Source organism: Streptomyces sp. XY006, from assembly GCF_002237655.1.
GTDB classification, from domain to species: Bacteria; Actinomycetota; Actinomycetes; order Streptomycetales; family Streptomycetaceae; genus Streptomyces; species Streptomyces levis.
On sequence record NZ_NOKT01000018.1, the window covers coordinates 73,200 to 97,485 of the forward strand.

22 protein-coding genes are annotated in these 24,286 nt (G+C 73.4%); 7 read left to right on the forward strand and 15 right to left on the reverse strand.

The features are described 5' to 3' along the window. The first annotated feature begins 133 nt into the window (after positions 1–133). Complete coding sequence (locus CHR28_RS21655; protein ID WP_094055339.1) at positions 134–736, forward strand: hypothetical protein; 603 nt, start codon at positions 134–136, stop codon at positions 734–736. Between the two features lie 75 nt (positions 737–811). Then, a complete protein-coding gene (locus tag CHR28_RS21660; protein WP_179272518.1) occupies positions 812–1,525 on the forward strand; it encodes a 3-keto-5-aminohexanoate cleavage protein in 714 nt (237 codons plus the stop codon). A gap of 404 nt (positions 1,526–1,929) precedes the next feature. Here the strand turns inward: CHR28_RS21660 and soxR are convergent, their stop codons facing one another. After that, the gene (soxR, locus tag CHR28_RS21665; protein ID WP_094055340.1) at positions 1,930–2,415 is read right to left on the reverse strand and encodes a redox-sensitive transcriptional activator SoxR; all 486 of its coding nucleotides are present in this window, start codon (positions 2,413–2,415) and stop codon (positions 1,930–1,932) included. 95 nt (positions 2,416–2,510) lie between these two features. On the opposite strand from soxR, the gene CHR28_RS21670 reads away from it, so the two are divergent. Continuing rightward, positions 2,511–2,972, forward strand: coding sequence for a MaoC family dehydratase (locus tag CHR28_RS21670; protein WP_094055341.1), 462 nt, complete (start codon positions 2,511–2,513; stop codon positions 2,970–2,972). Here CHR28_RS21670 and CHR28_RS21675 read toward each other — a convergent pair. From CHR28_RS21675 to CHR28_RS21685, 3 genes are all read right to left on the reverse strand, one after another. Further along, the gene (locus tag CHR28_RS21675; protein ID WP_256984325.1) at positions 2,963–3,664 is read right to left on the reverse strand and encodes a TetR/AcrR family transcriptional regulator; all 702 of its coding nucleotides are present in this window, start codon (positions 3,662–3,664) and stop codon (positions 2,963–2,965) included. The two genes, CHR28_RS21670 and CHR28_RS21675, sit on opposite strands and share 10 nt — an antisense overlap. 82 nt (positions 3,665–3,746) lie before the next feature. Then, complete coding sequence (locus tag CHR28_RS21680) at positions 3,747–3,998, reverse strand: YiaA/YiaB family inner membrane protein (protein ID WP_094055342.1); 252 nt, start codon at positions 3,996–3,998, stop codon at positions 3,747–3,749. Positions 3,999–4,056: 58 nt separating this feature from the next. After that, complete coding sequence (locus tag CHR28_RS21685) at positions 4,057–5,208, reverse strand: acyl-CoA dehydrogenase family protein (RefSeq protein ID WP_094055433.1); 1,152 nt, start codon at positions 5,206–5,208, stop codon at positions 4,057–4,059. A 75-nt stretch (positions 5,209–5,283) separates the two neighbouring features. Between CHR28_RS21685 and CHR28_RS21690 the strand changes: the two genes are divergently transcribed. From CHR28_RS21690 to CHR28_RS21700, 3 genes are all read left to right on the forward strand, one after another. After that, the gene (locus CHR28_RS21690; RefSeq protein ID WP_179272519.1) at positions 5,284–5,934 is read left to right on the forward strand and encodes a TetR/AcrR family transcriptional regulator; all 651 of its coding nucleotides are present in this window, start codon (positions 5,284–5,286) and stop codon (positions 5,932–5,934) included. Between the two features lie 58 nt (positions 5,935–5,992). After that, on the forward strand, positions 5,993–6,703 hold the full coding sequence (locus CHR28_RS21695) for an ArsR/SmtB family transcription factor (RefSeq protein ID WP_094055344.1): 711 nt from the start codon (positions 5,993–5,995) through the stop codon (positions 6,701–6,703). Positions 6,704–6,781: 78 nt separating this feature from the next. Continuing rightward, positions 6,782–7,750 (forward strand): DMT family transporter, encoded by a 969-nt coding sequence (locus tag CHR28_RS21700; RefSeq protein ID WP_373453374.1) that lies wholly within the window; start codon positions 6,782–6,784, stop codon positions 7,748–7,750. Position 7,751: 1 nt separating this feature from the next. On the opposite strand, the gene CHR28_RS21705 is transcribed toward CHR28_RS21700, so the two are convergent. From CHR28_RS21705 to CHR28_RS38450, 11 genes are all read right to left on the reverse strand, one after another. Beyond that, complete coding sequence (locus CHR28_RS21705; protein WP_094055346.1) at positions 7,752–9,119, reverse strand: MFS transporter; 1,368 nt, start codon at positions 9,117–9,119, stop codon at positions 7,752–7,754. Positions 9,120–9,311: 192 nt separating this feature from the next. Then, positions 9,312–10,394 carry a Zn-dependent alcohol dehydrogenase gene (locus CHR28_RS21710; protein ID WP_094055347.1) on the reverse strand — a complete coding sequence of 361 codons (1,083 nt, stop codon included), beginning with the start codon at positions 10,392–10,394 and terminating at the stop codon, positions 9,312–9,314. A gap of 20 nt (positions 10,395–10,414) precedes the next feature. Then, positions 10,415–11,803, reverse strand: a complete 1,389-nt coding sequence (locus tag CHR28_RS21715; protein WP_094055348.1) for an aldehyde dehydrogenase family protein — start codon at positions 11,801–11,803, stop codon at positions 10,415–10,417. A 203-nt stretch (positions 11,804–12,006) separates the two neighbouring features. After that, positions 12,007–13,347 (reverse strand): ABC transporter ATP-binding protein, encoded by a 1,341-nt coding sequence (locus tag CHR28_RS21720; RefSeq protein WP_094055349.1) that lies wholly within the window; start codon positions 13,345–13,347, stop codon positions 12,007–12,009. Between the two features lie 230 nt (positions 13,348–13,577). Beyond that, the gene (locus CHR28_RS38815) at positions 13,578–14,114 is read right to left on the reverse strand and encodes a class F sortase (RefSeq protein ID WP_306437575.1); all 537 of its coding nucleotides are present in this window, start codon (positions 14,112–14,114) and stop codon (positions 13,578–13,580) included. A 1,210-nt stretch (positions 14,115–15,324) separates the two neighbouring features. Beyond that, entirely contained in the window at positions 15,325–15,912 is a 588-nt protein-coding gene (locus tag CHR28_RS21730) for a hypothetical protein (protein WP_094055351.1), read from the reverse strand. 100 nt (positions 15,913–16,012) lie between these two features. After that, positions 16,013–17,362 carry an MFS transporter gene (locus CHR28_RS21735; RefSeq protein ID WP_094055434.1) on the reverse strand — a complete coding sequence of 450 codons (1,350 nt, stop codon included), beginning with the start codon at positions 17,360–17,362 and terminating at the stop codon, positions 16,013–16,015. Positions 17,363–17,394: 32 nt separating this feature from the next. Next, a complete protein-coding gene (locus tag CHR28_RS21740) occupies positions 17,395–18,864 on the reverse strand; it encodes a CitMHS family transporter (protein WP_344544712.1) in 1,470 nt (489 codons plus the stop codon). 99 nt (positions 18,865–18,963) lie between these two features. Continuing rightward, complete coding sequence (locus CHR28_RS21745) at positions 18,964–21,231, reverse strand: molybdopterin oxidoreductase family protein (protein ID WP_094055353.1); 2,268 nt, start codon at positions 21,229–21,231, stop codon at positions 18,964–18,966. 112 nt (positions 21,232–21,343) lie between these two features. Then, complete coding sequence (locus CHR28_RS21750) at positions 21,344–21,964, reverse strand: TetR/AcrR family transcriptional regulator (protein WP_094055354.1); 621 nt, start codon at positions 21,962–21,964, stop codon at positions 21,344–21,346. A gap of 58 nt (positions 21,965–22,022) precedes the next feature. Further along, positions 22,023–22,796 carry a hypothetical protein gene (locus tag CHR28_RS38450; RefSeq protein ID WP_256984326.1) on the reverse strand — a complete coding sequence of 258 codons (774 nt, stop codon included), beginning with the start codon at positions 22,794–22,796 and terminating at the stop codon, positions 22,023–22,025. A gap of 153 nt (positions 22,797–22,949) precedes the next feature. Here CHR28_RS38450 and hmgA point away from each other — a divergent pair, with 153 nt between their 5' ends. Continuing rightward, the gene (gene hmgA, locus CHR28_RS21760) at positions 22,950–24,266 is read left to right on the forward strand and encodes a homogentisate 1,2-dioxygenase (protein WP_094055355.1); all 1,317 of its coding nucleotides are present in this window, start codon (positions 22,950–22,952) and stop codon (positions 24,264–24,266) included. The last annotated feature ends 20 nt before the right edge of the window (positions 24,267–24,286 follow it).

The following is a 24,286-nucleotide window of genomic DNA, read 5'->3' on the forward strand; positions in this document are numbered from 1 at the left end:
CGGACGGCTTATGGAGGGCATTTGAAATCGGATGGAGCCGAATCGCTTGTCGATACGTCTATTCGGCGACGTCCGTACGACGACGCCGAAGTGACCGGATGTACAGGTGCAGGTGTGACGGAGGTGCAGGACGATGGCCGGTTTCCGGAGTCTGGCGAGACAGGTCCGCGATCCGCGGTGCGATCTGGCCTTGCGGCGTTATTCGCTGCGCAAGTGCCTTGAGAGGTTCGCGCCTTACGGACACAGGGCGACCTGGGACCATCTGTGCTCCCGGGCAGGATTCGGTCCCGAGGACCGCTCCCCCGACCCGGTGCGGCTCGTGGCCGCACTGGAGGAGCTGGAGGAGGCGCGCGCGGTCTGGCTGGCCTACGAGGTCGAGTTCGCCGAGCGCCGCAAGAAGGAGAAGCACGACGGGCTGCGCCGCCCGGGCAGCGTGGACGACTGGCACCGGCTGACCTGGGGCGGTTTCGGCGTGGCGTGGTGCGACGATCCGGCGGTCCATCCCCGTGAACCGCTGGCCGAGGTACTGCGCCGGCTGATCGCCGCGCTGGAGCGCGAGCCCGGTTCGAACTGCCCCGTGTGCGACGGGGAACGACTCGCCTGGAGGTACGACCTGGATCACGAGCCCTCGGCGGGTCCGGTCTGCACGGACTGCGGAATCCTGGTGCCGCGTCCCGTGCTCACGCCCGAGGCCCTGGCGGACGCCAGGCGGGCGAGGTTGCTGGTGTCGGCTTGACGGATGCGGGTGCGCGGGGGGTGCGCCGGGGATGCCGCACCCCCACTGTCGGTGGGGACTGGCACCATCGTCGACATGGTGCAGGTGTGTCTGAACGGTCCGCGGACGGCCGCTGACGGTACGGCGGTGCCGCTGACGCCGGAGGCGATGGCCGCCTCCGCCGCGGCCGCCGTAGCGGCCGGGGCCACGGACGTCCATGTCCATCCCAAGACGCCGTGCGGGCGGGACACGTTGTCGCCGCGGGTGCTGGCGGAGACGTTGACGGTGATGCGCTCGCGCGTGCCGGTGCCGGTGGGCGTGACCACCGGGGCGTGGGCCGAACCGGACCCCGCCGCGCGGCTCGACCGGATCCGGGGCTGGACGGTCCTGCCCGACCACGCCTCGGTCAACTGGCACGAGCCCGGGGCGGAGGAGATCGCCGCCACGCTGCTCGATCTCGGGGTGGGCGTGGAGGCGGGCATCTGGTCCGGCACGGACGGGGCACGGCGGTTCGCGTCCTCACGGCTCGGGCCGAGGGTGCTGCGGGTCTTGGCCGAGGTGACGGACACGGACCCTGCCACGGCGGTGGCGTCCGCGCGGGAGTTGCTGTCCGACCTGGGGTCCGCGCACGGCCGGCCCGTGCTGCTGCACGGGGAGGACGGCGGTGCGTGGCCGGTACTGCGGCTGGCGGGCCAACTGGGGCTGGCCACGCGGGTGGGGCTGGAGGACGTCCTGACCCTGCCGGACGGCCGACGGGCACGCTCCAACGCGGAGTTGGTGGCGGCGGGGTTGGCGGAGTACGGCCATTGACGGCCCGGGGCGTCGCTGCCGGGGCCGAGGCGCTGCGCAACCCGGCGAAACGGGGCACCGCCGCGCCCACCCTCCCCCAAGCTCTCGACTTCACTCGAGCAGGGGGGACCCCCATCGCCCCAGCGGCACGCATGCCCGCAGCGGGAGCGGACCGGCAGCCGCCGGACGGCGCAAGGGGACGTGTCGGGGGGCCGCCCGCAGCTCAGCGGGAACGCGCCCGCACCCGCCGGCACACGGAAGGGGACGTGTCGGGGGGTGTCCGCCCGCAGCGGTTGGCGCGTCAACGCACAGTCAGTCGGTTCGCAACCCCATCGCGCCGTTCCGAGGACGGACACCCCCCGGCGCGGCCCCGACCCACACCCGGCATGGGCGAAACCGCCCACCGGCCGGCCGCCACCCGCCGCCTACGCGCCCCCCGCACCCCCACCACCACCATTGCGTTCCACCATCAGGCGGGAGCCGGCGCGGCGTTCGCCGAAGACGTCGCCCGGGTTGGACAGGACGCATGTGTCGAGGGAGAGGCAGCCGCAGCCGATGCAGTCGGTGAGGTGGTCCCGCAGTCGGTTCAGCTGCTTGATGCGTTCGTCCAGCTCCGAGCGCCACGCCTCCGACAGATGCGCCCAGTCCTCCCGGGTCGGCGTCCGCTCCTCCGGCAGCTCCGCCAGCGCCTCGCGGATCGTCGCCAGCGGGATCCCGACCCGCTGCGCGGCCCTGATGAACGCGACCCGCCGCAGCGTGTCCCGGGAGTACCGACGCTGATTGCCCGCCGTACGCCGGCTGCTGATCAGGCCCTTGGACTCGTAGAAGTGCAGGGCGGACACCGCCGCCCCACTGCGCGCCGACAGCTGCCCGACCGTGAGCTCGTGGATCTTCTCTGGAATCTGAGGCACCCCTCGAACCCTACCCAGTCCGTTGACACAACCCCCGCCGGCGACCATGCTAAGCAGTCGCTTAGAGAAGCTCCCGCACGAGAGGTCTGGAAGACATGGCACAGCCGAGGATCTTCACGTCCGTCGACGACCTGAAGTCGGCGGTCGGCGAGCAGCTGGGGTACACCGACTGGCTCGACATCGACCAGAAGCGGATCGACCTCTTCGCGGAGGCCACCGGCGACCACCAGTGGATCCACGTCGACCCGGAGAAGGCCGCCACGGGCCCCTTCGGCACGACCATCGCGCACGGCTATCTGACCCTGTCGCTGCTCCCCCTCTTCGGCCCCCAGCTGATCTCCGTCGAGGGCGTGAAGATGGGCGTCAACTACGGTACGAACAAGGTCCGTTTCCCCGCCCCCGTCCCCGTGAACTCCCGGCTGCGCGCCACCGCGACGATCACCGGCGTCGACGAGGTCCAGGGCGGCGTCCAGGTGACGATCGCCTTCACCGTGGAACGCGAGGGCGGCGACAAGCCGGTCTGCGTCGCCGAGTCCGTCTCGCGCTACTACGTCTGAGGGTCCTCCGGAGCAGCGGGAGCAGCCGGAACCCGATCCGCCGTCGCGGCCGACGCGGCGGCGCCGGCATCCGCCGCCCCCACCATCCGCAGCACGAGGTCGGCGTACAGCGCGCCGACCTCCTCCGGCGTGCGCGGCCCGTCCAGGCTGAACCACCGCGCGACGTCGATGCACAGCGACAGCACCGCCAGCGTCGTCCCGTGCACGTCGATGACCTCGAACTCGCCCGAGCGCACGCCCTCCTCGATGATCCCGCGCACCTCCGCGTCGACCTGCCGCCGCAGGCCGAGGATCTCGGCGCGGGCGTCCGGGCCGAGCGAGTCGAGTTCGTACTGCACCACCCGCGCGGTCGTGCGCCCGCCCGCGTGCCAGCGCACGAAAGAGCTGACCGCGTCGGCGAGCCGCTCGGTCGGGCTGCCCTCGCGGCGGGACGCCGTCCGCAGGATCTCCAGGGCCTTCTCGTGCCCGATCCGGCTGATGCGGTGGAGCAGCTCCTCCTTGGTCTTGTAGTGGATGTAGAGCGCGGCCGGGCTCATACCGGCCCGGCCCGCGATGTCACGGGTCGTCGTGGCGTGGTAGCCGCGCTCGGCGAAGGCCTCCACCGCGGCGATCAGCAACCGCCGCGCCGCGTCGGGCGTGACCTCGCCCCACGCCTGCGCCTCGCCGCCGGCCGTCTCCTCCGCCGTACTCATCACTCGCCCCTCTCCACTGACAGGGGCACCACCATACCGCCGAAGGTGAGCGGGCGCTTAGCGCAGCCGCCGGGGCGGAGCGTCAGCGTTTCTCGAAAGGCGGGTACGGCGACGCCTGCGCGGGCCCGTCCTGCCGGTCCCGGATCACCTTGGCGAGGGTGAAGGAGGAGGTGACGAGGTAGAGGACGGCGATGGCGAGGAAGCCCCGCACCCAGGCGTCGGCGTTCAGCCGGTAGATGCCGATCGCGGTGGCCGCCATGGCGACGGCGAAGGAGGCGACGGCCTGGCCGTAGAAGGCGGCCGTGTTCTGCTGCTTGCCGGGTGTCTCACTCATGGCGACAGCTTCGGCCCTCGTGGCCCGCGCCACATCCGTCGGCGTACTCAGACGCTACTCAGAACGCCGAGACCCCTGTCAGATCCCGTCCGATGACCAGCTTCTGGATCTGGCTCGTGCCCTCGTAGAGGGTCATCACGCGGGCGTCCCGCAGCAGCTTGCCCGCCGGGTACTCGTCGATGTAGCCGTAGCCGCCGAAGACCTGCAGCGCGTTGTTGGCGGCGCGGACGGCGGCCTCCGAGGCGAACAGCTTGGCCTTGGACGACTCGACGGCGAACGGCTGCCCCCGGTCGATCAGATCCGCGACCCGCCAGGTCAGCAGCCGGGCCGCGTCGACGTCCACGGCGATGTCGCTGATCAGTTCCTGGACGAGCTGGTGGTGGGCGATGGGCCGCCCGAACTGCTCGCGCTCGCCCGCGTACCGCACGGCCGCGTCCAGGGCGGCCTGGGCTATGCCGACGCAGCCCGCCGCCACGGACATCCGCCCCTTGGCCAGGGCCGACATGGCCACCGAGAAACCCTTGCCCTCCGGCCCGAGCAGGGCGGAGGCCGGGACGCGCACGCCCTCCAGGACGAGTTCGGCGGTGGCCTGGCCGCGCAGCCCGAGCTTGCCGTGCAGGGTGCGGCGGGTCAGACCGGGGGTGCCGGTGGGGACGAGGAAGGCGGAGACGCCCTTGTGGCCGGGGGCGTCCGTGGAGCGCGCGAAGAGCAGGACGACGTCGGCCCAGGTGCCGTTGGTGATGAACATCTTGGTGCCGTCGATGACGTACTCGTCGCCGTCCCGTACGGCCCGCGTCGTGAGGCTGCCCGCGTCCGAGCCCGTACCCGGCTCGGTCAGCCCGAAGCAGCCCACCATCGCGCCCGAGGTCAGCCCCGGCAGCCAGCGCCGCTTCTGCTCCTCGCTCCCCCAGGCGGCGATCGTCTTGGCGACCAGGCCGAGCGAGACGGAGACGATCCCGCGCACGGAGGAGTCGCCCCGGCCCAGTTCCTCCGTCACCAGGCAGTACGCGAGGTGGTCACCGCCGCAGCCGCCGTACTCCTCGTCGATCGTCAGGCCCAGGAAGCCGACCTCGCCGAGCTTCTTCACGATCGACCGGTCGACCTCCTCGGCGCGGTCCCAGGCGACGGCGTGCGGGGCGATCTCGCGCGCCACGAAGTCCCGGGCGAGCTGCCGTACGGCGGTCTGCTCCTCGCTGAGCTCCAGGTTCACCACAAGCCACCCCTCGAAAACGGCGCGAACTCCGCATTTAAATTAGCACTGCTAGTTTCTGTCGGCAGCCCTACTATGTGCGCCATGGCCCGACCGCGCAAGCCCTTGCTCAGCACCGACCGCATCGTCGAGACGGCCCGCGCGCTCGTGGACGCGGAGGGCCTCGCGGCCGTCTCCACCCGCCGGCTCGCCGCCGAACTGGGGGTCAGCGGGCCCTCGCTCTACAACCACTTCCGCACCAAGGACGAGATCCTGGAGGCGGTCGCCGACTCGGTGAGCGGCCAGGTCGACCTGTCGATGTTCGACGACGGCCGGGACTGGCGGACCGCGCTGCACGACTGGGCGGTCTCCTACCGGGCGGCGCTGCGCGACCATCCGAACATCGTCCCGGTGCTGGCCTCCGGGCCCGGCCGGCGCCCGGCGGGGCTGCGCCTGGCGGACGCCGTCTACGGCGCGATGGTGGCGGCGGGCTGGCCACCGGCGCACGCGACCTCGATCGGCGCGCTGATGCGCTACTTCGTGATGGGCTCCGCGCTCGGCTCCTTCGCGGGCGGCTTCGTGGACGACGCGAGCGCCTACGACCCCGCCGACTATCCGCACCTGCAACAGGCGCACCTGCTCGCCGAGCAGCAGGAGAAGATCGACGAGCGGGCCTTCGAGACCGGTCTGACGGCCCTGCTGGACGGGCTGGCGCGCCAGTACGAGCAGGTGCGCCGGAGCGCGTAGGCCGCCTCCACCGGACACTTCGGCGACGGCCGAAGGGTCCGTGTCCCATGCTGGGGGCATGACGACGAGGGACCCGCGGGCCACGGCGCTGGCCCGGCTCGCCGCGCTGGTCGCCGACGAGACCCGCGCCACGTGCCTGCTCGCGCTGCTCGACAGACGGGCCTGGACGGCGGGCGAGCTGGCACGGCACGCGGGTGTCGCCGCGTCCACACTGAGCGAGCACCTGGGCAGGCTCGTCGCGGGCGGACTGCTCACCGAGGAGCGGCAGGGCCGGCACCGGTACGTCCGGCTGGCCGACGCGCGGGTCGCGCAGCTGGTCGAGGACCTGGCCGCGCAGGTCGCACCGGACCGGGCGGCACGGCCGCGCAACCTGCGCGAGTCGAGCGCCGGTTCGGCGCTGGCCCGGGGCCGTACCTGCTACGACCATCTCGCCGGACGGCTCGGCATCGCGGTGACCGACGCGCTGACGGACCGGGGCCTGCTCGTGCAGGAGACCGGCTTCGCGCTCACCGACGCGGGGCTCGCCTGGTTCGAGGCGGCCGGGATCGGCCTCGACCGGCGGGGACGGCGGCCGCTGGCCCGGGCCTGTCTGGACTGGACCGAACGCCGGCCCCATCTCGCGGGCGTGGCGGGCGCGGCCCTGTGCCGGCACGCCCTGGAGGCGGGGTGGTGCGTGCGCATCGGCTCGGAGCGGGCGGTGAAGGTGACGGCGGCCGGTGAACGGGCCATGTCCGACCTGCTGGGCGTCGCGCCCGCAGCCCTGCGCTGACCCAAGGGCCCCGTGGCACCGGCCGCCCCGTCCGAAATCCGCGAGCTTCCCGACCCGCCTCCCCCTAGCCTCAGGAGCATGATGAGCACCCCGCCCACCGCCTCCCCCCGTCGTGCCGAGATGCTGGCCGCCGCCGCGGCCGCGGTCACCGTCGTGCTGTGGGCCTCCGCCTTCGTCTCGATCCGCAGCGCGGGGGACGCCTACTCGCCGGGCGCGCTGGCGCTCGGGCGGCTGCTGGCGGGCGCGCTGACGCTGGGGGTGATCTGCCTGGTGCGGCGGGAGACGTGGCCGCCGCGCTCGGCCTGGCACGGGATCGCGATATCGGGCGTGCTGTGGTTCGGCTTCTACATGGTCGCCCTGAACTGGGGCGAGCAGCAGGTGGACGCGGGCACGGCCGCCCTGGTGGTGAACACCGGGCCCATCCTGATCGCGCTGCTCGGCTCCCGGCTGCTCGGCGACCCCATGCCGCCGCGGCTGCTGGCGGGCATGGCGGTGTCGTTCGCCGGTGCGGTGACCGTTGGTCTGTCGATGTCCGGCGAGGGCGGTTCCTCGGTGCTCGGGGTGGTGCTGTGCCTGCTGGCGGCGGTCGCGTACGCCGGTGGCGTCGTGGCGCAGAAGCCGGCGCTGGGCTCGGCGAGTCCGCTGCAGGTGACGACGTTCGGCTGCCTGGTCGGCGCGGTGGTGTGCCTGCCGTTCGCGGGGCTGCTGGTCCAGGAGGCCGCGAAGGCGCCGGCCTCCGCCACGCTCAACATGGTCTACCTCGGCGTCTTCCCGACCGCCCTCGCGTTCACCACGTGGGCGTACGCGCTGTCCCGGACGACCGCGAGCCGGATGGGCGCGACGACCTACGCGGCGCCCGCGCTGGTCGTCCTGATGTCCTGGCTGTTCCTCGGCGAGGTGCCGGGGCCGCTCACGCTGGCCGGCGGCGCGCTGTGCCTGGCGGGCGTGGCGGTGTCCCGGTCGCGCTCGCGGGCGGCGGCCCGGGCCGCTGTTCCGGGAGCGGTTCCGGAACAGCGGCCCGAGCAGGCGCCGGACTCGGCTCGCTGACTCAGCTCGCCGACTCGGCCTGGGCGCGGACCTCGGGCGCGGCCTCCGGCTCCGCCGCGCGGGCCCGGCGTGCGAGGACCCGGATCGAGAGCAGGGCGATCACCGACAGCCCGATGATGTAGCCGGAGACGGCCATGGAGGTGCCGGTCGCCTCCAGCAGCAGCACCATCACGAAGGGGGCGAGCCCGCCGCCCGCGACGGCGGCGATCTGGTAGCCGAGGGAGGCGCCGGTGTAGCGCATCTCGGGCGTGAACAGCTCGGCGAACAGCGCCGCCTGGGGGCCGTACATGATGCTCAGGAAGCAGCTGGCGACGAACGTGCCGACGGCGAGCCACAGCAGCGAGCCGGTGTCGATCAGCAGGAACAGCGGTACGGCCCACAGGGCGATGCCGGCCGCGCCCAGGGCGTAGATGCGGAGGCGGCCGATGCGGTCGGAGAGCGCCGCGGCGGCCGGGATCAGCACGAGCTGGATCAGGCTGACGCACAGCGAGACCATGAGGACCGGGCCCTTCTCCATGCCCAGTTCGCGGGTCGTGTAGTCGAGGACGCCCGTGATGATGATGTAGAAGGTCGCGGTGTTCACGGCGAAGGAGCCGCCGGCCAGGAGCACCGTGCCGAGGTGGCCGCGCAGGATGGTGCGCAGCGGGGAGCTCTGCTCGGACTTCTCCTTCTCCGCGAGCGCCCGCTCGGCCTCACGGAACGCCGGGGTCTCCTCGACGCGGGTGTGGATGTACCAGGCGAGGCCGAGCACCAGCAGGCCGACCAGGAACGGCACGCGCCAGCCCCAGGCCGTGAACGCCGAGTCGGTGGTGAGGGCACCGGCCAGCAGGAAGACGGTGTTGGCGGTGACCACGCCGATGGGGACGCCGAGCTGGACGACGCTGCCGTAGACGCCGCGCTTGCCCTCCGGGGCGTACTCGGTGGCCAGGAGCATCGCGCCGCCCCACTGGGCGCCGACGGCGACGCCCTGGGCGACGCGGAACAGCACGAGCAGGATCGGCGCGGCGACGCCGATGGTGTCGTACGTGGGGAGCAGGCCGATGCCGGTGGTGGCCACGCCCATGAGCGTGAGGGCGAGGACCAGCATCGGCTTGCGGCCGCGCCTGTCGCCGAGGTGTCCGGCGACGATGCCGCCGAGGGGGCGGGCCAGGAAGCCGACCGCGAAGGTGGCGAACGAGGCGAGGACGCCCGCGGTGGGACTGCCCGCGGGGAAGTACAGGTCGCCCAGGACCAGGGCGGCGGCGATGCCGAAGACGAAGTAGTCGTACCACTCGACGGCCGAGGCGAGTGCCGCCGCGGTGGCGACCCGGCGGCGGTTGCCGGCGGCGGGCGGGGTGGGGGCGGGCTGAGCGGAAGGTGCCGTGTCCATGCGGTGCGCGCTCCGGGGGGTGCGGGGACGGAACGGGGGGTGGCTCGGGTTCCGGGGAACGTACTGACCGGACGGTATGGACGTCAACGGGTCGTGCACCAGGACTTTTTGCCTGTACGTGGCACTCAGTGGGGCGCGGGCACGGCTGAGGCCCCGGCCTCGCGGGGAGGCCGGGGCGCGGGGCGGGACGGGCTAGAAGACGACCAGGGCCCGGCCGCCCTTGCCCGCCAGCATGTTCTCGAAGGCCGCCGGGATGCCGTCGAGCGAGATGCGTTCCGTCACCAGGGCGCTCAGGTCGAGGCGGCCCGCCCGGACGTGCCCGGCCAGGACCGGGAGGTCCCGGGCGGGGTCGGAGTTGCCGTAGACGCAGCCGGTCAGGGTGCGGCCCCAGTGGAAGATCTCCAGGGCGTTGAAGGTGACCTGCTGGTCCTTGCCGCCGATGCCGACGACCGTGGTGCGGCCGCCGCGCCGGGTGGAGTCCCAGGCCGTGCGGATGGTGACGGCCCGCCCGGCGCACTCGACGGCCACGTCGACGCCCTGCCTGCCGGTGAGGCCGCGGATCTCGCGGGCGGTGGTGTCGGAGGCGACGAGGTAGTCGGTGGCGCCGGCCGTGCGGGCCAGTTCCTCCTTGGCCGGGGAGACGTCCACCGCGATGATCTTCGAGGCGCCGGCGATCCGGGCGGCCTGGATCGCCGCGAGGCCCACTCCCCCGACGCCGAAGACGGCGACCGTCTCGCCCTGCCGGACGCGGGCCGAGTGGTGGACGGCGCCGTAGCCGGTGAGGACCGCGCAGCCCAGCAGGGCGGCGTCGGTGAGCGGGACGCCGTCCGGTGCGGGCAGCACGCAGGAGGCGGGGACGACCGTCTCCTCGGCGAACGCGGCGACGTTCAGGCCGGGGTGGAGGTCGGTGCCCTCGGTGGTGCGGGCGTGGACGGCGGCGGCGCCGCTCAGGGCGTCGGCGCACAGCCACACCTCCCCGAGCGAGCAGGCGTGGCAGGCGCCGCAGGACGGGGCCCAGTTGAGGACGACTCCGTCACCGGGTGCGACATGGGTGACGCCCTCGCCGACGGCGACGACCGTGCCGGCGCCCTCGTGGCCGAGGACGGCCGGGACGGGCAGGCGCATGGTGCCGTTGGACAGGGACAGGTCGGAGTGGCAGACCCCGGCGGCGGCGAGCCGGACGTGGACCTGTCCGGGTCCGGGGTCGGGCAGCTCGATGCCGGTGATCTCCAGCGGGGAGCCGACGGCGGGCAGGACGGCGGCGCGGACAGCCATGACGGAAGGGACTCCCCTGACTAGAACTGGAGGGACTTGGTCTGGAGGTACTCGGCCAGGCCGTGCACGCCCAGTTCGCGGCCGACGCCGGACTGCTTGTAGCCGCCGAAGGGCGCGAGCGGGTTGAAGCGGCCGCCGTTGATGTCGACCTGGCCGGTCTCCATCCGGCGGGCGAAGGCCACGGCCTCGGCCTCGTCGCCGGCCCAGACCGCACCGGCCAGGCCGTAGACCGTGCCGTTGGCGATCCGCAGGGCGTCCTCCTCGTCCTCGTAGCGGAGGATCGACAGGACCGGGCCGAAGATCTCCTCCTGCGCGATGGTCATGTCCTCGGTGACGTCGGCGAAGACGGTCGGGCTGACGAAGTAGCCCGTCTCGCGCGGGGCCTCGGGGCCGCCGGCGACCAGGCGGGCGCCCTCGGCGACGCCCTTCTCGATGTAGCCGCGCACCCGGTCCCGCTGCCGGGCGTTGACGACCGGGCCGATGCGCTCGCCGTACTTGGCGGCGGCCGTGGCGGCGAGGTCCACCGCCTCGTCGTAGCGGTCGCGGTGGACGAGCATCCGGGTCCAGGCGCTGCACGTCTGACCGGAGTTGGACATGACGTTGGCGACGCCGACGTTGACGGCCTTGGCCAGGTCGGCGCTCGGGAGGATCACGTTGGCGGACTTGCCGCCGAGTTCGAGCGCGACCTTCTTGATCTGTCCGGCCGCGATCGCGGCGATCCGGCGGCCGACGGCGGTGGAGCCGGTGAAGGAGACCAGGTCGACGCCGGGGTGCTCGGCGAGGGCCTGCCCGGCGACCGGGCCGAGGCCCGTCACCAGGTTGAAGACGCCCGCCGGCACTCCGGCCTCGTGCACGGCCTCGGCGAACAGCCGGGCCACCAGCGGGGTGTCCTCGGCGGGCTTCACCACGACCGTGCAGCCCGCGGCGAGGGCCGGGGCGACCTTGGCGACGATCTGGTGCAGGGGGTAGTTCCACGGCGTGATCGCGGCCACGACACCGATCGGCTCCTGGTGCACGACCGAGTTGCCGATCCTCTCCTCGAAGGGGTGCGTCGCCGCCAGCTCGGCGTAGGAACCCGCGACCGCGATCGGCACGGCCGCGTGGACGGCCTGTGAGAACTTCAGGGGCGAGCCGAGCTCGGCCGTCACCGTCTCGGCGATCTCGTCGGCCCGGGCCGCCAGGACGTCCCGGAGGGCCGAGAGGCGGGCGGCCCGCTCGGCGGGCGGGGTCGCGGCCCAGCCGGGCAGCGCCTCCCGGGCGGCCCGTACGGCGGCGTCGACGTCCTCGGCGGTACCGGCCGGGACCGTGCCGACGACCTGCTCGTCGGCCGGGTTCACGACCTCGATCACGTCCTGGCCGGCGGCGGGGCGCCAGGCGCCCCCGATGTACATGCCGTCGTGTGCCTTCATCGCGCTTCCTCCGGGGCGGGGGCGTCGTCGTCCGGCACATAAACTAGCGGCGATAGTTTTCCGGCGCCAGACGTCCCGGGATGCCGGGCGCACCCGGTCCCGGTCATCACAGCACGGCCGGGGCCCGCGCCGGGTGTGCGGCTGCTCACTCCGCGCCGCGCAGGCTTCCCGGCCGGGCCCCTCCCTCGTTCGGACCGGGCCGCTCACTCCTCCAGGTCGGGCAGGTGGGCCGGGCTCGGGCAGATGCGGTCGCCGTGCTGGTCGAAGACGAACAGGTGGGCGAGGTCGACCAGGAGCGGCACCTGCATGCCGTGGCGGAGGGCCAGGTCCGGGGTGGTGCGGACGATGAGGTCGCCGGGCAGCCGGGGTTCGGCGGGCGCGGGGCGCGGCTCGGCGTCCCCGGGGTGCTCCAGGGCCACCACGGGCCCGGCCCGGCCGGCCGCCGTGCGCTCCCGCAGGCGGGTGAGGACCGAGCCCTCACGGCGGCGGCGCCGGGCGGGACGGCCGGGACGCGGGCGCGGGGCCTCCAGCTCGGGGACGACGGCGGGACTGGACCCGGTGTCGAAGTGCACGAGGATCTCGTGCCCCTGGAACTCCACGTGCTCGACCAGACCGGTGAGCGGCACCTCACCGGGGCGGGCCGAGCTGTGCTTGGCGATGCGGACGGCCTCCGACCGCAGGCCCACGATGACCTCGCGGCCCTGCTGCACCCGCAGCAGCTGGTGGTCCAGGGACAGCGGCTCGGGCAGGCGCAGGAACTGCTTGCCCAGGCTGATGGTCATCGCCCCGTCGAGCGGGGCACGCACCAGGCCGCGCAGCAGGTTGATGCGCGGGGTGCCGATGAAGGCGGCGACGAAGACGTTGCCGGGCAGTGCGTAGACGGCCCGCGGGCTGTCGACCTGCTGGAGCACACCGCCACGCAGCACCGCGACCCGGTCGCCGAGCGACATGGCCTCGGCCTGGTCGTGGGTGACGTAGATCGTGGTGACGCCCAGCTCCTTGGTCAGCTGGGAGATCTCGGCGCGCAGATGGGTGCGGAGCTTGGCGTCCAGGTTGGACAGCGGCTCGTCCATGAGGAAGGCGGAGGGGTGGCGGGCGATGGCCCGGCCCATGGCGACCCGCTGGCGTTCGCCGCCGGAGAGCTGGCCGGGCAGGCGGTCGAGGAGATCCTCGATGCCCAGCATGCGGGCGGTGGCGTCCACCCGCAGGGAGGGGTCCGCGCCGGGGGACTCGATGCGCAGCGGGAAACCGATGTTGTTGCGGCTGGTCATGTTCGGGTACAGCGCGAAGTTCTGGAAGACCATCGCCATGTCCCGGCCGGACGGTGACAGGTCGTTGGCGTACTCGCCGTCGAGCAGCAGTTCGCCCTCGTCGATCTCCTCCAGTCCGGCGATCATCCTGAGCACGGTCGACTTGCCGCAGCCGGACGGGCCGAGCAGGACGAGGAACTCGCCGGGCGCGATGTCCAGCGACAGCCGGTCCACCACGCGGGCGCCTCGCGTGTAGGCCTTGCTCACGTCGTGCAGGGAGATGGCGCGTGTCATGAGGTGCCCCCGAGGGGTCTTCAGGGCGCTGGTGCTCCGCGGTCGGAAGCCCCGTACGGGCCGTACGGGGCTGTGGGTCACGGAAGTTAACGGAATGTGCCCGGGCGGGGGAAGAGCCGGAACGGGATCGAGTGCGGCATTCCGACTGGCGAGAAGGCGGAATCCCGGATTCGGCGCCCCGGTCCGGGTCCCGGCCCGGGCCCTCGGTCGTCAGCGGATTGCCGGTGTGGTCAACGGATGCCGGTGAGATGGGCGAAGACCACGACGTTCCCGGAGTAGCCCTTCCTGCGGTCGTACGTGCCGCCGCAGGTGATCAGGCGCAGCTCGGGACGGCCGCGGGCTCCGTAGACCTCCTGGCTCGGGAAGTCGGCCTTCTCGTACGACTTGATCCGGTCCACGGTGTAGACGGCGGTCCGGCCGTCGGCCCGGCGGGCCTTGACGATCCGGCCGCGCTTCAGCTCGGTCAGCCCGGCGAAGACGGCGGGCCCGCGGTCGGTGTCCAGGTGCCCGACGGCCACGGCGGTGCCCTGCTCCCCGGGCGAGGCGCCCTGCTGGTACCAGCCGACCAGCTTGGGATCGTCCTCCGGGGGTGCGGTGAGACGGTGCTCGCGGTCGAGTCCCAGCTGCATGACGGGGGCGTCGAGGCGGAGGTAGGGGATCAGGAGGCGGGTGGCGCGGGAGGGAGGCAGGGGGCGCAGGGCCGGACGGGCGGGGCGGGCGGGCCGGGCAGGGTGGCGGGCCGGCGGTCGCTCGGCGACCGGACGCACGGGCGCCTTGGGGGTGACCGGCTTGGCGACCGGCCTCGCGTCCGGCTTGGCGCGTGCCGGGGCTCCGCCGGTGGCGGGTGGGGCTCCGGGCCCTCGGGCGACGGGGCCGGGCGCACGGGAGGCCGGGGCGGCGGGTCCGGACCGGGGGGACGCCGGTTTCGCCGGCGGGGGTGTGTGGGCGCCGGGCTTCCGGGGCGGGGCCGGGCGGGTGGATGCGGGGCGGTGGCCGGGGGTGGTCCGGGCGGGGGTGGCCGGAGTGGCGGTGCGGGGGGCGGGTTCGGCGGGAGGGGTGGGGTCGCCGATGCGTGTGCCGGTGCCTGTGCCCGTGCCTGTGCCTGTGCCTGTGCCTGTGCCTGTGCCGGTCACGGTGGCGGGGTCCGTGGCGCCCGGCACTGTCGCCGCGACTCCTGCCGACCCGTGGGGAAGGGCGGTGACGGTGTCACTGGGCTTCTCACCCCGGTCCCAGCAGAGGCACCCCACCAGCAGGGAGACGGCCAGCACGATCGTCCGCGCCAGCCGGTAGGCCCGCCTCCGGCGCCAGGGCCTGCGCACGCGGGCCGCCCCCGCTCCACCGCCGCCGGCCCCACCGCCACGCCGCCCCGCCCCGCCGTGCGGGCCCGCGCCGCCCAGCCGAACCACCGGCTCGGATCCAGAACCGGTCGCACGGTGAGCCCCGGAGGAGCCGAAGCCCCTGGAACGACCCACAGAGCCCCCGAGCCCCCGGTAGGCGGCACCCCACCGCGCATCGCCCTCCGGGAATCCCCCTGGCCCGCCGCCACGCCGAGGCGCCGAGCCGTCGGCCCGTCCGGCCCCGGACACCCGCCGGCCCGGCGAATCGCCGACCCTGTCCGCTCCGGGCCCACGCCACTCGGCCGCAGCCGCACGAGGCCCCGGCCCACGCCACTCCTCCGGAACCACGCGAGCCCCCGGCCCACGCTGCTCCACCGAAGCCACGCGAGACCCCGGCCCACGCCACTCCACCGAAGCCACGCGAGCCCCCGACTCCCGCCGCTCCACCGAAGCCACGCGAGACCCCGGCCCACGCCACTCCTCCGGAACCGCGCGAGACCTGGGCCCACGCCCGCCCCTCGCGCCGCCGCTCGGGTCGGCCCAATTCGTCGGCCCGGCGTCGGAGACGGTCCCGGTGTCGTCCGTGCCCGCCCCGCCCCCGCCCCGCCCTGGGTGGGCGGGGCGATCCGCGGAACGTGTCCTACGCGGCGCCATCGGGGCGGCGGCGGAGCCGGAACCAGACCGTTCCCGCGACGGCCGCGAGGCCGACGGCGGCGGCGCCCGCGACCGGCGTGAACGCCTCGCCGCGGGCGATGCCGCCACCACCCGCCGGCGGGCCGCCGACCGGCGTCGTCGGCTTGGAGGTCGGGCAGTCGACCTTGAACACCTTGAACTTGCCCGCCCCGTGGGCCTGGTCGGTCAGCCACGTGAGCTTGTACTGCCCGTTGGGCAGGTCCACGGCCTTGGTGCGGCCGGCGCCGCTCGCGTCGGCCGTGAACGTACCGGTGCGGGTGGCGCCGCCCGGGACCTCGGGCTGGGTCTGGATGGTCCAGTTGACCTTCTCCCCCGCGTCGAAGTTGAACGCGGCGAGGTAGAAGTCGCAGACCTTCGGGTCGTTGCGCTGGTCGTCGGCCCGGGTCGTGGCGGCGTGGACCTTGACGTCTCCGTTGTCCCCCGGGACAGGAGCGGCGAAGGCGGGCACACCGCTCAGGGTGGTCCCTGCGAGGGTGAGGGCGGCGAGGACGGCGGTACGGGTGCCGGCACGGCGCGCGAGGGGTACGACGGGCATGAATATGCCTCCAAGTCAGACGATTTTCATACAAACTCCTCGTCACCTGACTCTGTGTCACCTCACCGTCGAAAGGGGTGCAGCACCGCCCGACGACGCGTCAGATATCGCTCTTACGGCGCAGCGACACCCGCCGCCGGCCCGACTTCGCCCCCTCGCCGCCCGGCTTCGCCACATCCCCGCCGGGTTTCGCCGCCTCCCCGCCGGGTTTCGCCGCCTCCCCGCCGGGCTCCGCCGCCTCCCGGCCCGCCGTCCCCACTTCCCGGCCCGGCTCCGGCGGGCCGCTGCCCCGGGACCGCAGCGCCACCCCGGCGGAGACCAGCAGCAGCACCCCCAGCATCACGAACGGCGCCGCCACCCCCGCGACCCCGGCGATCAGACCGGCGGAGGCGGGCGCGGCGACCTGGCCGAGCCGGTTGCCCGTCAGCCGCAGCGCGAGGGCCGTCGACCGCGCGTCCTCCGGCGAGGCCTGGACGACCGTCGTCATGGACAGCGGCTGCCCGACGCCGAGGCAGAAGCCGAGCAGCACCAGCAGCAGGCCGAGCGCCCACACCGGCACCGGCAGGGCGATGCCCGCGCACAGCAGGGCCGCCAGCAGACAGGTCACGGTGAGCAGCAGGGTGCGGCCGAGCAGCCGCAGCAGGGGCGTGAGCACCAGCCGGCAGGCGATGGTGGCCGCCGCGCGCAGGCTGAGCAGGAGGCCGACGACCGACGGTGCGATGCCCCGGTGCTCGCCGACGACCGGGAGGTAGGCGGTGAGGATGTCGGTCGCGGACAGCACGGCGAGGCTGATGAAGATGCCGGCGGGCACGCCCCGGGTGCGCAGGATGCCCCGCACGGGCACACGGTCGCCCTTGCCCGCGCGGGAGGCGGACGCCGTACCGCGGTGCTCGATGCGCCAGAGCGAGGTGAAGGAGACCGCCGCCGTCGCGCCCGCCGCGACCAGGGCCAGCGCGCTGGTGCCGGCCATGTCCGCGCCGCCGATCAGCGCGCCCGCGGCGATGGGTCCGATCAACTGGCCGAGGGCCGCGCCGATGGTGAAGTGACCGAAGTTGCGGTCCTGTTCGTGCGGTGCGGACTGCCGGGCGACGAGGGACTGCGAGCCGATCACGAAGCAGAGGTGGCCGAGCCCCATCACCCCGCTCCACAGCGCCATCGTCCACAGGGATCCGGCCACGCCGCTGAGGGCGCAGCCGCCGGCTATCAGGACCACCCCGAAGGGCAGCAGGGGTGCGCAGCGGCCGTGGTCGGTGCGGCGGCCCAGGGGGACGGCCGCGAACAGGGGCAGCAGCGCGTACACGCCGGCGATGACGCCGACCGCCCGCTCGTCCGCGCCCAGCGCGAGGGCCCGGTAGGAGACGGCGGGCCGGGCCATCGACACCGCCCCCTGCGTGAAGGAGAAGGCGATGACGAGGCGGAGCAGCCAGCCGCGGTTCCCACCGGGCCTCACGATGTCCTCCACGGGGAGAGTCGTTCGAACGGTCAGATGATGCCGAAGAGCATGCCCGCCGCGAGGATGACCAGGCAGGTGAGGGCGGCCCACTTCACGACGAACCTGGTGTGGTCGCCGAACTCGACCTTGGCCATGCCGACCAGGACGTAGACGGCGGGGACGAGCGGGCTGGACATGTGCAGCGGCTGGCCGACGAGGGAGGCGCGGGCCATCTCCAGCGGGGAGACGCCGTGCGCGGCACCGGCCTCGGCGAGGACGGGCAGGACTCCGAAGTAGAAGCCGTCGTTCGACATGAAGTACGTCAGCGGCAGGCTCAGGATGCCGGTGACGAGGGCCATGTGCGGGCCCATGCTGCCGGGGATGACGTCCACCATCCACTTGGCCATGTGGTCGACCATGCCGGTGCCCTGGAGGACGCCGGTGAAGACGGCGGCGGCGAAGACCATGCCGGAGACGTTCAGGACGTTGTCGGCGTGGGCGGCGATGCGGGCCTTCTGGTCGGGGATGTGCGGGAAGTTGACGGAGAGGGCGAGCGCGGCGCCGAGCAGGAACAGCACCGGGATCGGCAGCCACTCCATGATCATGGCGGTGAGCAGGACGACCGTGAGCAGCGCGTTGAACCAGTAGAGCTTGGGACGCAGGGTGTCCCGGTCCGGGTCGAGGCCCTGGAAGCCGTCGTCCTGCGCGGAGTCGCCCGGGCCGCCGCCGGCCTCGGGGGCGTCCGCGCCGGGGCCCGCTCCCGCGGTGCCGCCCTTGCGCATGGAGACCTTGCCGTCGCCGGAGCCGCCGGCGCCGACGAGGACCGTCTCGGTCTCCTTCTCCTCCTCCAGCACCTCGTCCAGCGTCAGCACGCCCAGCCTCCGGCGCTCGCGCACACCGAGGACGTAGGAGAGGCCGAAGACGAAGAGCAGGCCGACCAGGAGCGCCGGGATCATCGGGACGAAGATGTCGCTGGCGTCGAGCTTGAGCGCGGTCGCGGCACGGGCCGTCGGGCCGCCCCAGGGGAGGGTGTTCATCACGCCGTTGGCCATGGCGGCGACACCGGTCATCACGACCAGGCTCATCTTCAGGCGCTTGTACAGCGGGTACATCGCCGAGACGGTGATCATGAAGGTGGTGGAGCCGTCGCCGTCCAGTGACACGATCGCGGCGAGCACGGCCGTGCCGACGACGATCCGCATCGGGTCGGCTTTGCAGAACTTGAGGATGCCGCGGACGATCGGGTCGAAGAGACCGACGTCGATCATCACGCCGAAGTAGACGATCGCGAACATCAGCATCGCCGCGGTGGGGGCGAGGCTGGTCACGCCGTCGATGACGTAGTCGCCGAGCTGGGCGCCCTTGCCGACGAACACGCAGAACAGCGCGGGGATCAGCACGAGCGCCGCGATCGGCGACATCTTCTTCATCATGATCAGGACCAGGAAGGTCGCGATCATGGCGAAGCCGAGGATGGTCAGCATGAGTGGATACCTAACGTTCGCCCTTGAACATCCCACCAGGGCCGGCGGTGTCCGAGACGTTAGGTGCGGTCAAGCAGCGTTAACAAGACGTTGACGTGCGAGCAATAAGCGCAAAACTGCTGGTCACAGCTTTGCTCAGGTCAGGGCGGTGTGCTTTTCGGTCAGCGCGGGACCTCCCGGGGCGGTCGCCGGAGCGACGTCGACGGGCACTCCGTTGAGGACGGCGTTGCCCGACAGCGGGTCGAGCGCCCGGCCGTCGAGGAGCTGGTTGACGTTGACGCCGGGGTCGGCCGAGGCATGGCTCAGACGGGTTCCGGGGCGGTCGTGGCCCCAGCCGTGGGGCAGGCTGACCACGCCGCGCCGGATGGCGTCCGTGACCTCGGCGGGTGCGGTGACCTCTCCCCCGGCTCCCCTCACCCGCACCGGCGCACCGTCCTCGACGCCGAGGCGCTCGGCGTCCTCGGGGTTGATGTGCAGGGTGCAGCGGTTCGAACCGCCGGTGAGGGCGGGCACGTTGTGCATCCAGCTGTTGTTCGAGCGCAGGTGCCGGCGGCCGACCAGGACGAGCCCTTCGGGGCTTTCGGCCAGGGCCGCGCGCAGGCGGGGCAGGTCGGCGGCGATCGGGCCGGGCAGCAGCTCGACCCGGCCGCTCCTGGTCTTCAGCGGCTGCGGCAGGCGGGGCCGCAGCGGGCCGAGGTCGATGCCGTGCGGGTGCGCGAGGAGCTTCTCCAGGGTCAGCCCGTCCGGCGTCGCGCCGAAGCCGTCGCCGTAGGGGCCGAGGCGGAGCATCAGGTCCAGGCGTCGTTCGGGTCCGTCGACGCCGGTGAGCAGGGCGGCCAGTTCGCGGGGGTCGCGGCCGTGCACGGGCGAGTGGGCTTCGGTGACCGCCTTGCCGAGGGTCTGGCCGATGACCATGTCGTCGACGGCTCCCGGGTCGGCCCCGTGCATGCCCGTCACGGCGAGGATCAGCCGGGCCAGGATCTCCGTCTCGGCCATGCGGCCCGGCTCCAGTGGGACGGCGGGCCGGGTGTAGCGGACCTGGTTGCGCACGGCGAGGGTGTTGAAGGCGAAGTCGTGGTGCGGGCTCTGGGCGGGCGGGGGCGGGGGCAGGACCACGTGGGCGTGGCGCGAGGTCTCGTTGAGGTACGGGTCGACGCTGACCATGAAGTCGAGCGAGGCGAGCGCCTTGTCGAGCCGGTCGCCGTCGGGCGCGGACAGCACCGGGTTGGCGGCGACGGCGATCAGCGCGCGCACCGGCTCGCCCTCCTCGGTGGCCGTGTCGATCTCCTCCGCGAGGGCCGACAGGGGCAGCTCGCCCTTGGCCTCGGGGTGCCGGCTCACCCGGGAGTGCCAGCGCCCGAGGGCGAAGCCGCGGCCGGGTCCGGCGGGGCGCGGGGTCCGGTCGGTGGCGGCCTGCGGGAAGAGGGCGCCGCCGGGGCGGTCGAGGTTGCCGGTGAGGATGTTCAGTACGTCCACGAGCCAGCTGGCGAGGGTGCCGTGCGGGACGGTGCAGCTGCCGATCCGGCCGTAGACGGCGGCGGTGGGGGCGGCGGCGAGGTCGCGGGCGAGGGTGCGGATGAGTCCGGCGTCGACGTCACAGGCACCGGCGACGGCCTCCGGGGTGAAGTCGCGCAGGGCCGCGGACAGTTCCTCGACGCCCTCGACGTGCGGGGTGGGCTCGATCAGGCCCTCGTCGAAGAGGACCCGGGCCATCGCCGCGAGCAGCAGGGCGTCGGTGCCGGGCCGCACCGCGATGTGCCGGTCGGCGAGCCTGGCCGTGCGGGTGCGCCGCGGGTCGATCACGACGAGGGTGCCGCCCCGGGCCTTCAGGGCCTTGAGCTTGCCGGGGAAGTCGGGGGCGGTGCACAGGCTGCCGTTGGACTCCAGCGGGTTGGCGCCGATGAGCAGCAGGTGGTCGGTGCGGTCCAGGTCGGGCACGGGGATGGCGTTGGCGTCCCCGTAGAGCAGGCCGCTGGAGACGTGCTTGGGCATCTGGTCGACCGTGGAGGCGGTGAAGACGCTGCGGGTGCCGAGCCCGGCGAGCAGGAGCGGCGGATAGAGGCCGCCGGCCATGGTGTGCACGTTGGGGTTGCCGAGGACGACACCGACGGCGTGCGGGCCGTGCCGCTCGACGACCGGCCGGATGCCGGCGGCGACCGCGTCGAAGGCCTCCTCCCAGGTGGCCTCGCGCAGCTCGCCGTCCCGGCGCACGAGCGGGGTGCGCAGCCGGTCGGGGTCGGAGTCGACGGCGCCGAAGGAGGCGCCCTTGGGGCAGATGAACCCCTTGCTGAAGACGTCGTCGCGGTCACCCCGGGCGTGGGTGACGCGCGTGCCCTCGATGGTGAGGGTCAGGCCGCAGGTGGCCTCACACAGGGGACAGATGCGCAGGGCGGAGCGGGACACGGGTCCTCCTGGGGCGGCGGCTGCGGTGACGCGCTGACGCGCTGAGCATACCGACCGGTATGCATGGAGGGGAGCCCTTGCGGGGAACGGATGTGCCGCGGCAGCCCGGGCGTCAGTCGAGCGCGCGGGCCAGATAGGAGCGGAGCAGTTCCCGGGCCTCGTCGATGATCTTCTGGTCCCCCTCGGGCGCGACCCGGAAGGCCAGGTGGACGAGGGTGTCGGCGGTCTCCACGGCGATCAGGAACACCCGGCGCAGATCCTCGTCCGGCTCGCGGTCGAGGTAGCCGGAGAGGAGCTCGGTGAGACGCTCGGCGACGCGGTGGTTCGGTTCGGCGTGACGGGCGCCGACCGGGATCTGGTTGCCGAAGTCGACCAGGGAGAAGCCGGGCGCCGTGCGCTTCATCTCCAGGTACTCGTCGAGCACGGCGTCCATGGCCGTGCGCCAGCCGCCGCCGTCACCGGCCTCGCGCAGGCGCTCGGTGACGCGCTCGGAGTACCGCTCCAGGTTGCGCTGGGCCAGCGCGTCGGCCATCTGGCGCTTGTTGCCGAAGAAGCGGTAGACCGATCCGATGGGGACGCCGGCGCGCTCGGCGACCGCGCGGGTGCTCAGGGCGTCGTAGCCGACCTCGTCGAGGAGGTCGGCGCAGGCGTCGAGGATCCTGGTCAGGCGTTCGGCACTGCGCCGCTGCACGGGCGCACGACGGAGCGATGTCGCGTGGGGCACGGACTTCATGATGCCCTTCCGGCCCGACCGGGTGAACCTCGCCCCGGGGCGGACCGCGCGGCGCCCGTCACGCCGGCCGCCCCGGGACGACGCCCCGGCCCGAGTCGGCCCGGCCCGAGTCGGCCAGGCCCGAGTCGGCCCGGCCGGGGACCACCGCGACACCCGCCGCGCCCGCCGCACCGGTGGCACTGGGGGCACTGGGGGCACCGGGGGTACCGGGGGTACCGGCAGCACCAGCCACACCCGCCGCACCGGCGACATCAGCCACACCGGCCGCCGTATCCGCCGCTCCCACCACTCCCGTCCGTGCCCACCGCCGGCCGGTCGCGTCCGGTGTCGGGTCCGGGCCCGGTTGTGAGGCCGTGACGTCGGCCGTGGTCTCCACCGGGTCGCCGTCCACCGCCCACACCGTGCCGTCGTCGGCGTAGAGGCGGGCCGTCACCTGGTGCGTGCCGCGCGGGACGAGGCGGGCGGGCAGCCGGTACTCGGGGGTGCGCAGCCGGGCGACCAGGCGGCCGTCGACGTAGAGGTGGGCGAGGCCGCGCCCGGCCACCGCCCGGGCCGCCGACCCGGCCGGCGAGAAGCGGAAGTTGCGCAGGGTCAGGCGCACGTCCCAGCCGCCGCCCGCGTCGGGCTGCACCTCGACGCCGACTTGGGGGGCGCCCGCGCGCTCCACCTCTCGATAGGGCCGCCCCTCCTTGTCCCGGTCCTCCAGGACTGTGCCCACGGGTGCGGACGACGCCCCGCTCTCCGGTGCGCCGCCGGAGCCGCAGCCCGCGGATCCGGCCAGGGAGAGGACACAGACCGCGAGCACGGCGAGGGGTCCGCGTGTCCACGACATGCCGGGGAGCCTAGAACACACGTCCGGCACGGCGGATCGTCCTCAAGTCGGGTTCGGGTCATCCGTCGAGAGGAGGGCCGCGTCCCTCTTGCGCCGGGGAAAACGCAATCCTACGGTGCTCCATAGGAATCGGATCGCAAGGGAGCTGCAACCATGGGCGCGGACGCGCGGAAGACCGCCGAAGGGCTGACCTACCTCTCCGGCTTCGGCAACGAGCACAGCTCCGAGGCCGTCCCGGGCGCACTGCCCGAGGGCCGCAACTCGCCCCAGCGGGCCCCGCTCGGGCTGTACGCGGAGCAGCTGAGCGGCACGGCCTTCACCGAGCCGCGGGCCCACAACCGCCGCTCGTGGCTGTACCGGATCCGCCCGTCGGCGGCGCACCCGGCGTTCACCCGGACCCACAACGGCACGATCCGCACCGCCCCCTTCACCCAGACCGTGCCCGACCCCAACCGCCTGCGCTGGAACCCCCTGCCCGACCCGGGGCCCGAGACGGACTTCCTCACGGGCCTGTGGACGCTCGGCGGCAACGGCGACGCCACCCAGCGCACGGGCATGGCCATCCACCTCTACACCGCCAACGCCTCCATGCAGCGGGTGTTCAGCGACTCGGACGGCGAGCTGCTGATCGTCCCGGAGCGCGGCGGACTGCTGCTGCGCACGGAGTTCGGTCTGCTCCATGTGGAGCCGGGACATGTGGCGCTGATTCCGCGTGGTGTCCGCTTCCGTGTGGAGCTGCTCGACGATTCCGCCCGCGGCTATGTGTGCGAGAACTACGGCGCACCCTTCCGCCTCCCCGACCTGGGGCCGATCGGCGCCAACGGCCTCGCCAACCCACGGGACTTCCGCGCCCCGGTCGCCGCCTACGAGGACGTCGAGGGCCCGGTGGAGGTGGTGAACAAGTTCTGCGGCAACCTCTGGACCGCCACCTACGACCACTCCCCGCTCGATGTCGTGGCCTGGCACGGCAACCATGTGCCCTACGTCTATGACCTGCGCCGGTTCAATGTGATCGGCACCATCACCTACGACCACCCGGACCCGTCGATCTTCACGGTGCTCACCTCCCCCTCGGACACCCCCGGCCTGGCCGGAGTCGACTTCGTGGTGTTCGCGCCGCGCTGGCTGGTGGGCGAGGACACCTTCCGGCCGCCGTACTTCCACCGGAACGTGATGAGCGAGTACATGGGCCTGATCGAGGGCGCGTACGACGCCAAGGCCGAGGGCTTCGTGCCGGGCGGCGGTTCACTGCACAACATGATGTCGGCGCACGGCCCGGACCGGGAGACCTTCGACCGGGCGAGCGCCGCCGAGCTGAGGCCGCAGAAGATCGACGACGGCCTGGCCTTCATGTTCGAGACCCGCTGGCCGGTGACCCTCACCCCGCACGCGGCCCGCGCGGAACACCTCCAGGAGCGCTACGACGACGTCTGGCAGGGCCTGGAGCGGCACTTCAACCCCTTGCACTGATCATTTCCTACCGGTACGGA

Coding starts and splice junctions, on each gene's coding strand:
- CHR28_RS21655 (WP_094055339.1), top strand. CDS start 134: ATGGCCGGTTTCCGGAGTCTGGCGAGACAGGTCCGCGATCCGCGGTGC.
- CHR28_RS21660 (WP_179272518.1), top strand. CDS start 812: ATGGTGCAGGTGTGTCTGAACGGTCCGCGGACGGCCGCTGACGGTACG.
- CHR28_RS21670 (WP_094055341.1), top strand. CDS start 2,511: ATGGCACAGCCGAGGATCTTCACGTCCGTCGACGACCTGAAGTCGGCG.
- CHR28_RS21675 (WP_256984325.1), bottom strand. CDS start 3,664: ATGAGTACGGCGGAGGAGACGGCCGGCGGCGAGGCGCAGGCGTGGGGC.
- CHR28_RS21680 (WP_094055342.1), bottom strand. CDS start 3,998: ATGAGTGAGACACCCGGCAAGCAGCAGAACACGGCCGCCTTCTACGGC.
- CHR28_RS21690 (WP_179272519.1), top strand. CDS start 5,284: ATGTGCGCCATGGCCCGACCGCGCAAGCCCTTGCTCAGCACCGACCGC.
- CHR28_RS21695 (WP_094055344.1), top strand. CDS start 5,993: ATGACGACGAGGGACCCGCGGGCCACGGCGCTGGCCCGGCTCGCCGCG.
- CHR28_RS21700 (WP_373453374.1), top strand. CDS start 6,782: ATGATGAGCACCCCGCCCACCGCCTCCCCCCGTCGTGCCGAGATGCTG.
- CHR28_RS21705 (WP_094055346.1), bottom strand. CDS start 9,119: ATGGACACGGCACCTTCCGCTCAGCCCGCCCCCACCCCGCCCGCCGCC.
- CHR28_RS21710 (WP_094055347.1), bottom strand. CDS start 10,394: ATGGCTGTCCGCGCCGCCGTCCTGCCCGCCGTCGGCTCCCCGCTGGAG.
- CHR28_RS21715 (WP_094055348.1), bottom strand. CDS start 11,803: ATGAAGGCACACGACGGCATGTACATCGGGGGCGCCTGGCGCCCCGCC.
- CHR28_RS21720 (WP_094055349.1), bottom strand. CDS start 13,347: ATGACACGCGCCATCTCCCTGCACGACGTGAGCAAGGCCTACACGCGA.
- CHR28_RS21730 (WP_094055351.1), bottom strand. CDS start 15,912: ATGCCCGTCGTACCCCTCGCGCGCCGTGCCGGCACCCGTACCGCCGTC.
- CHR28_RS21750 (WP_094055354.1), bottom strand. CDS start 21,964: ATGAAGTCCGTGCCCCACGCGACATCGCTCCGTCGTGCGCCCGTGCAG.
- CHR28_RS38450 (WP_256984326.1), bottom strand. CDS start 22,796: ATGTCGTGGACACGCGGACCCCTCGCCGTGCTCGCGGTCTGTGTCCTC.
- hmgA (WP_094055355.1), top strand. CDS start 22,950: ATGGGCGCGGACGCGCGGAAGACCGCCGAAGGGCTGACCTACCTCTCC.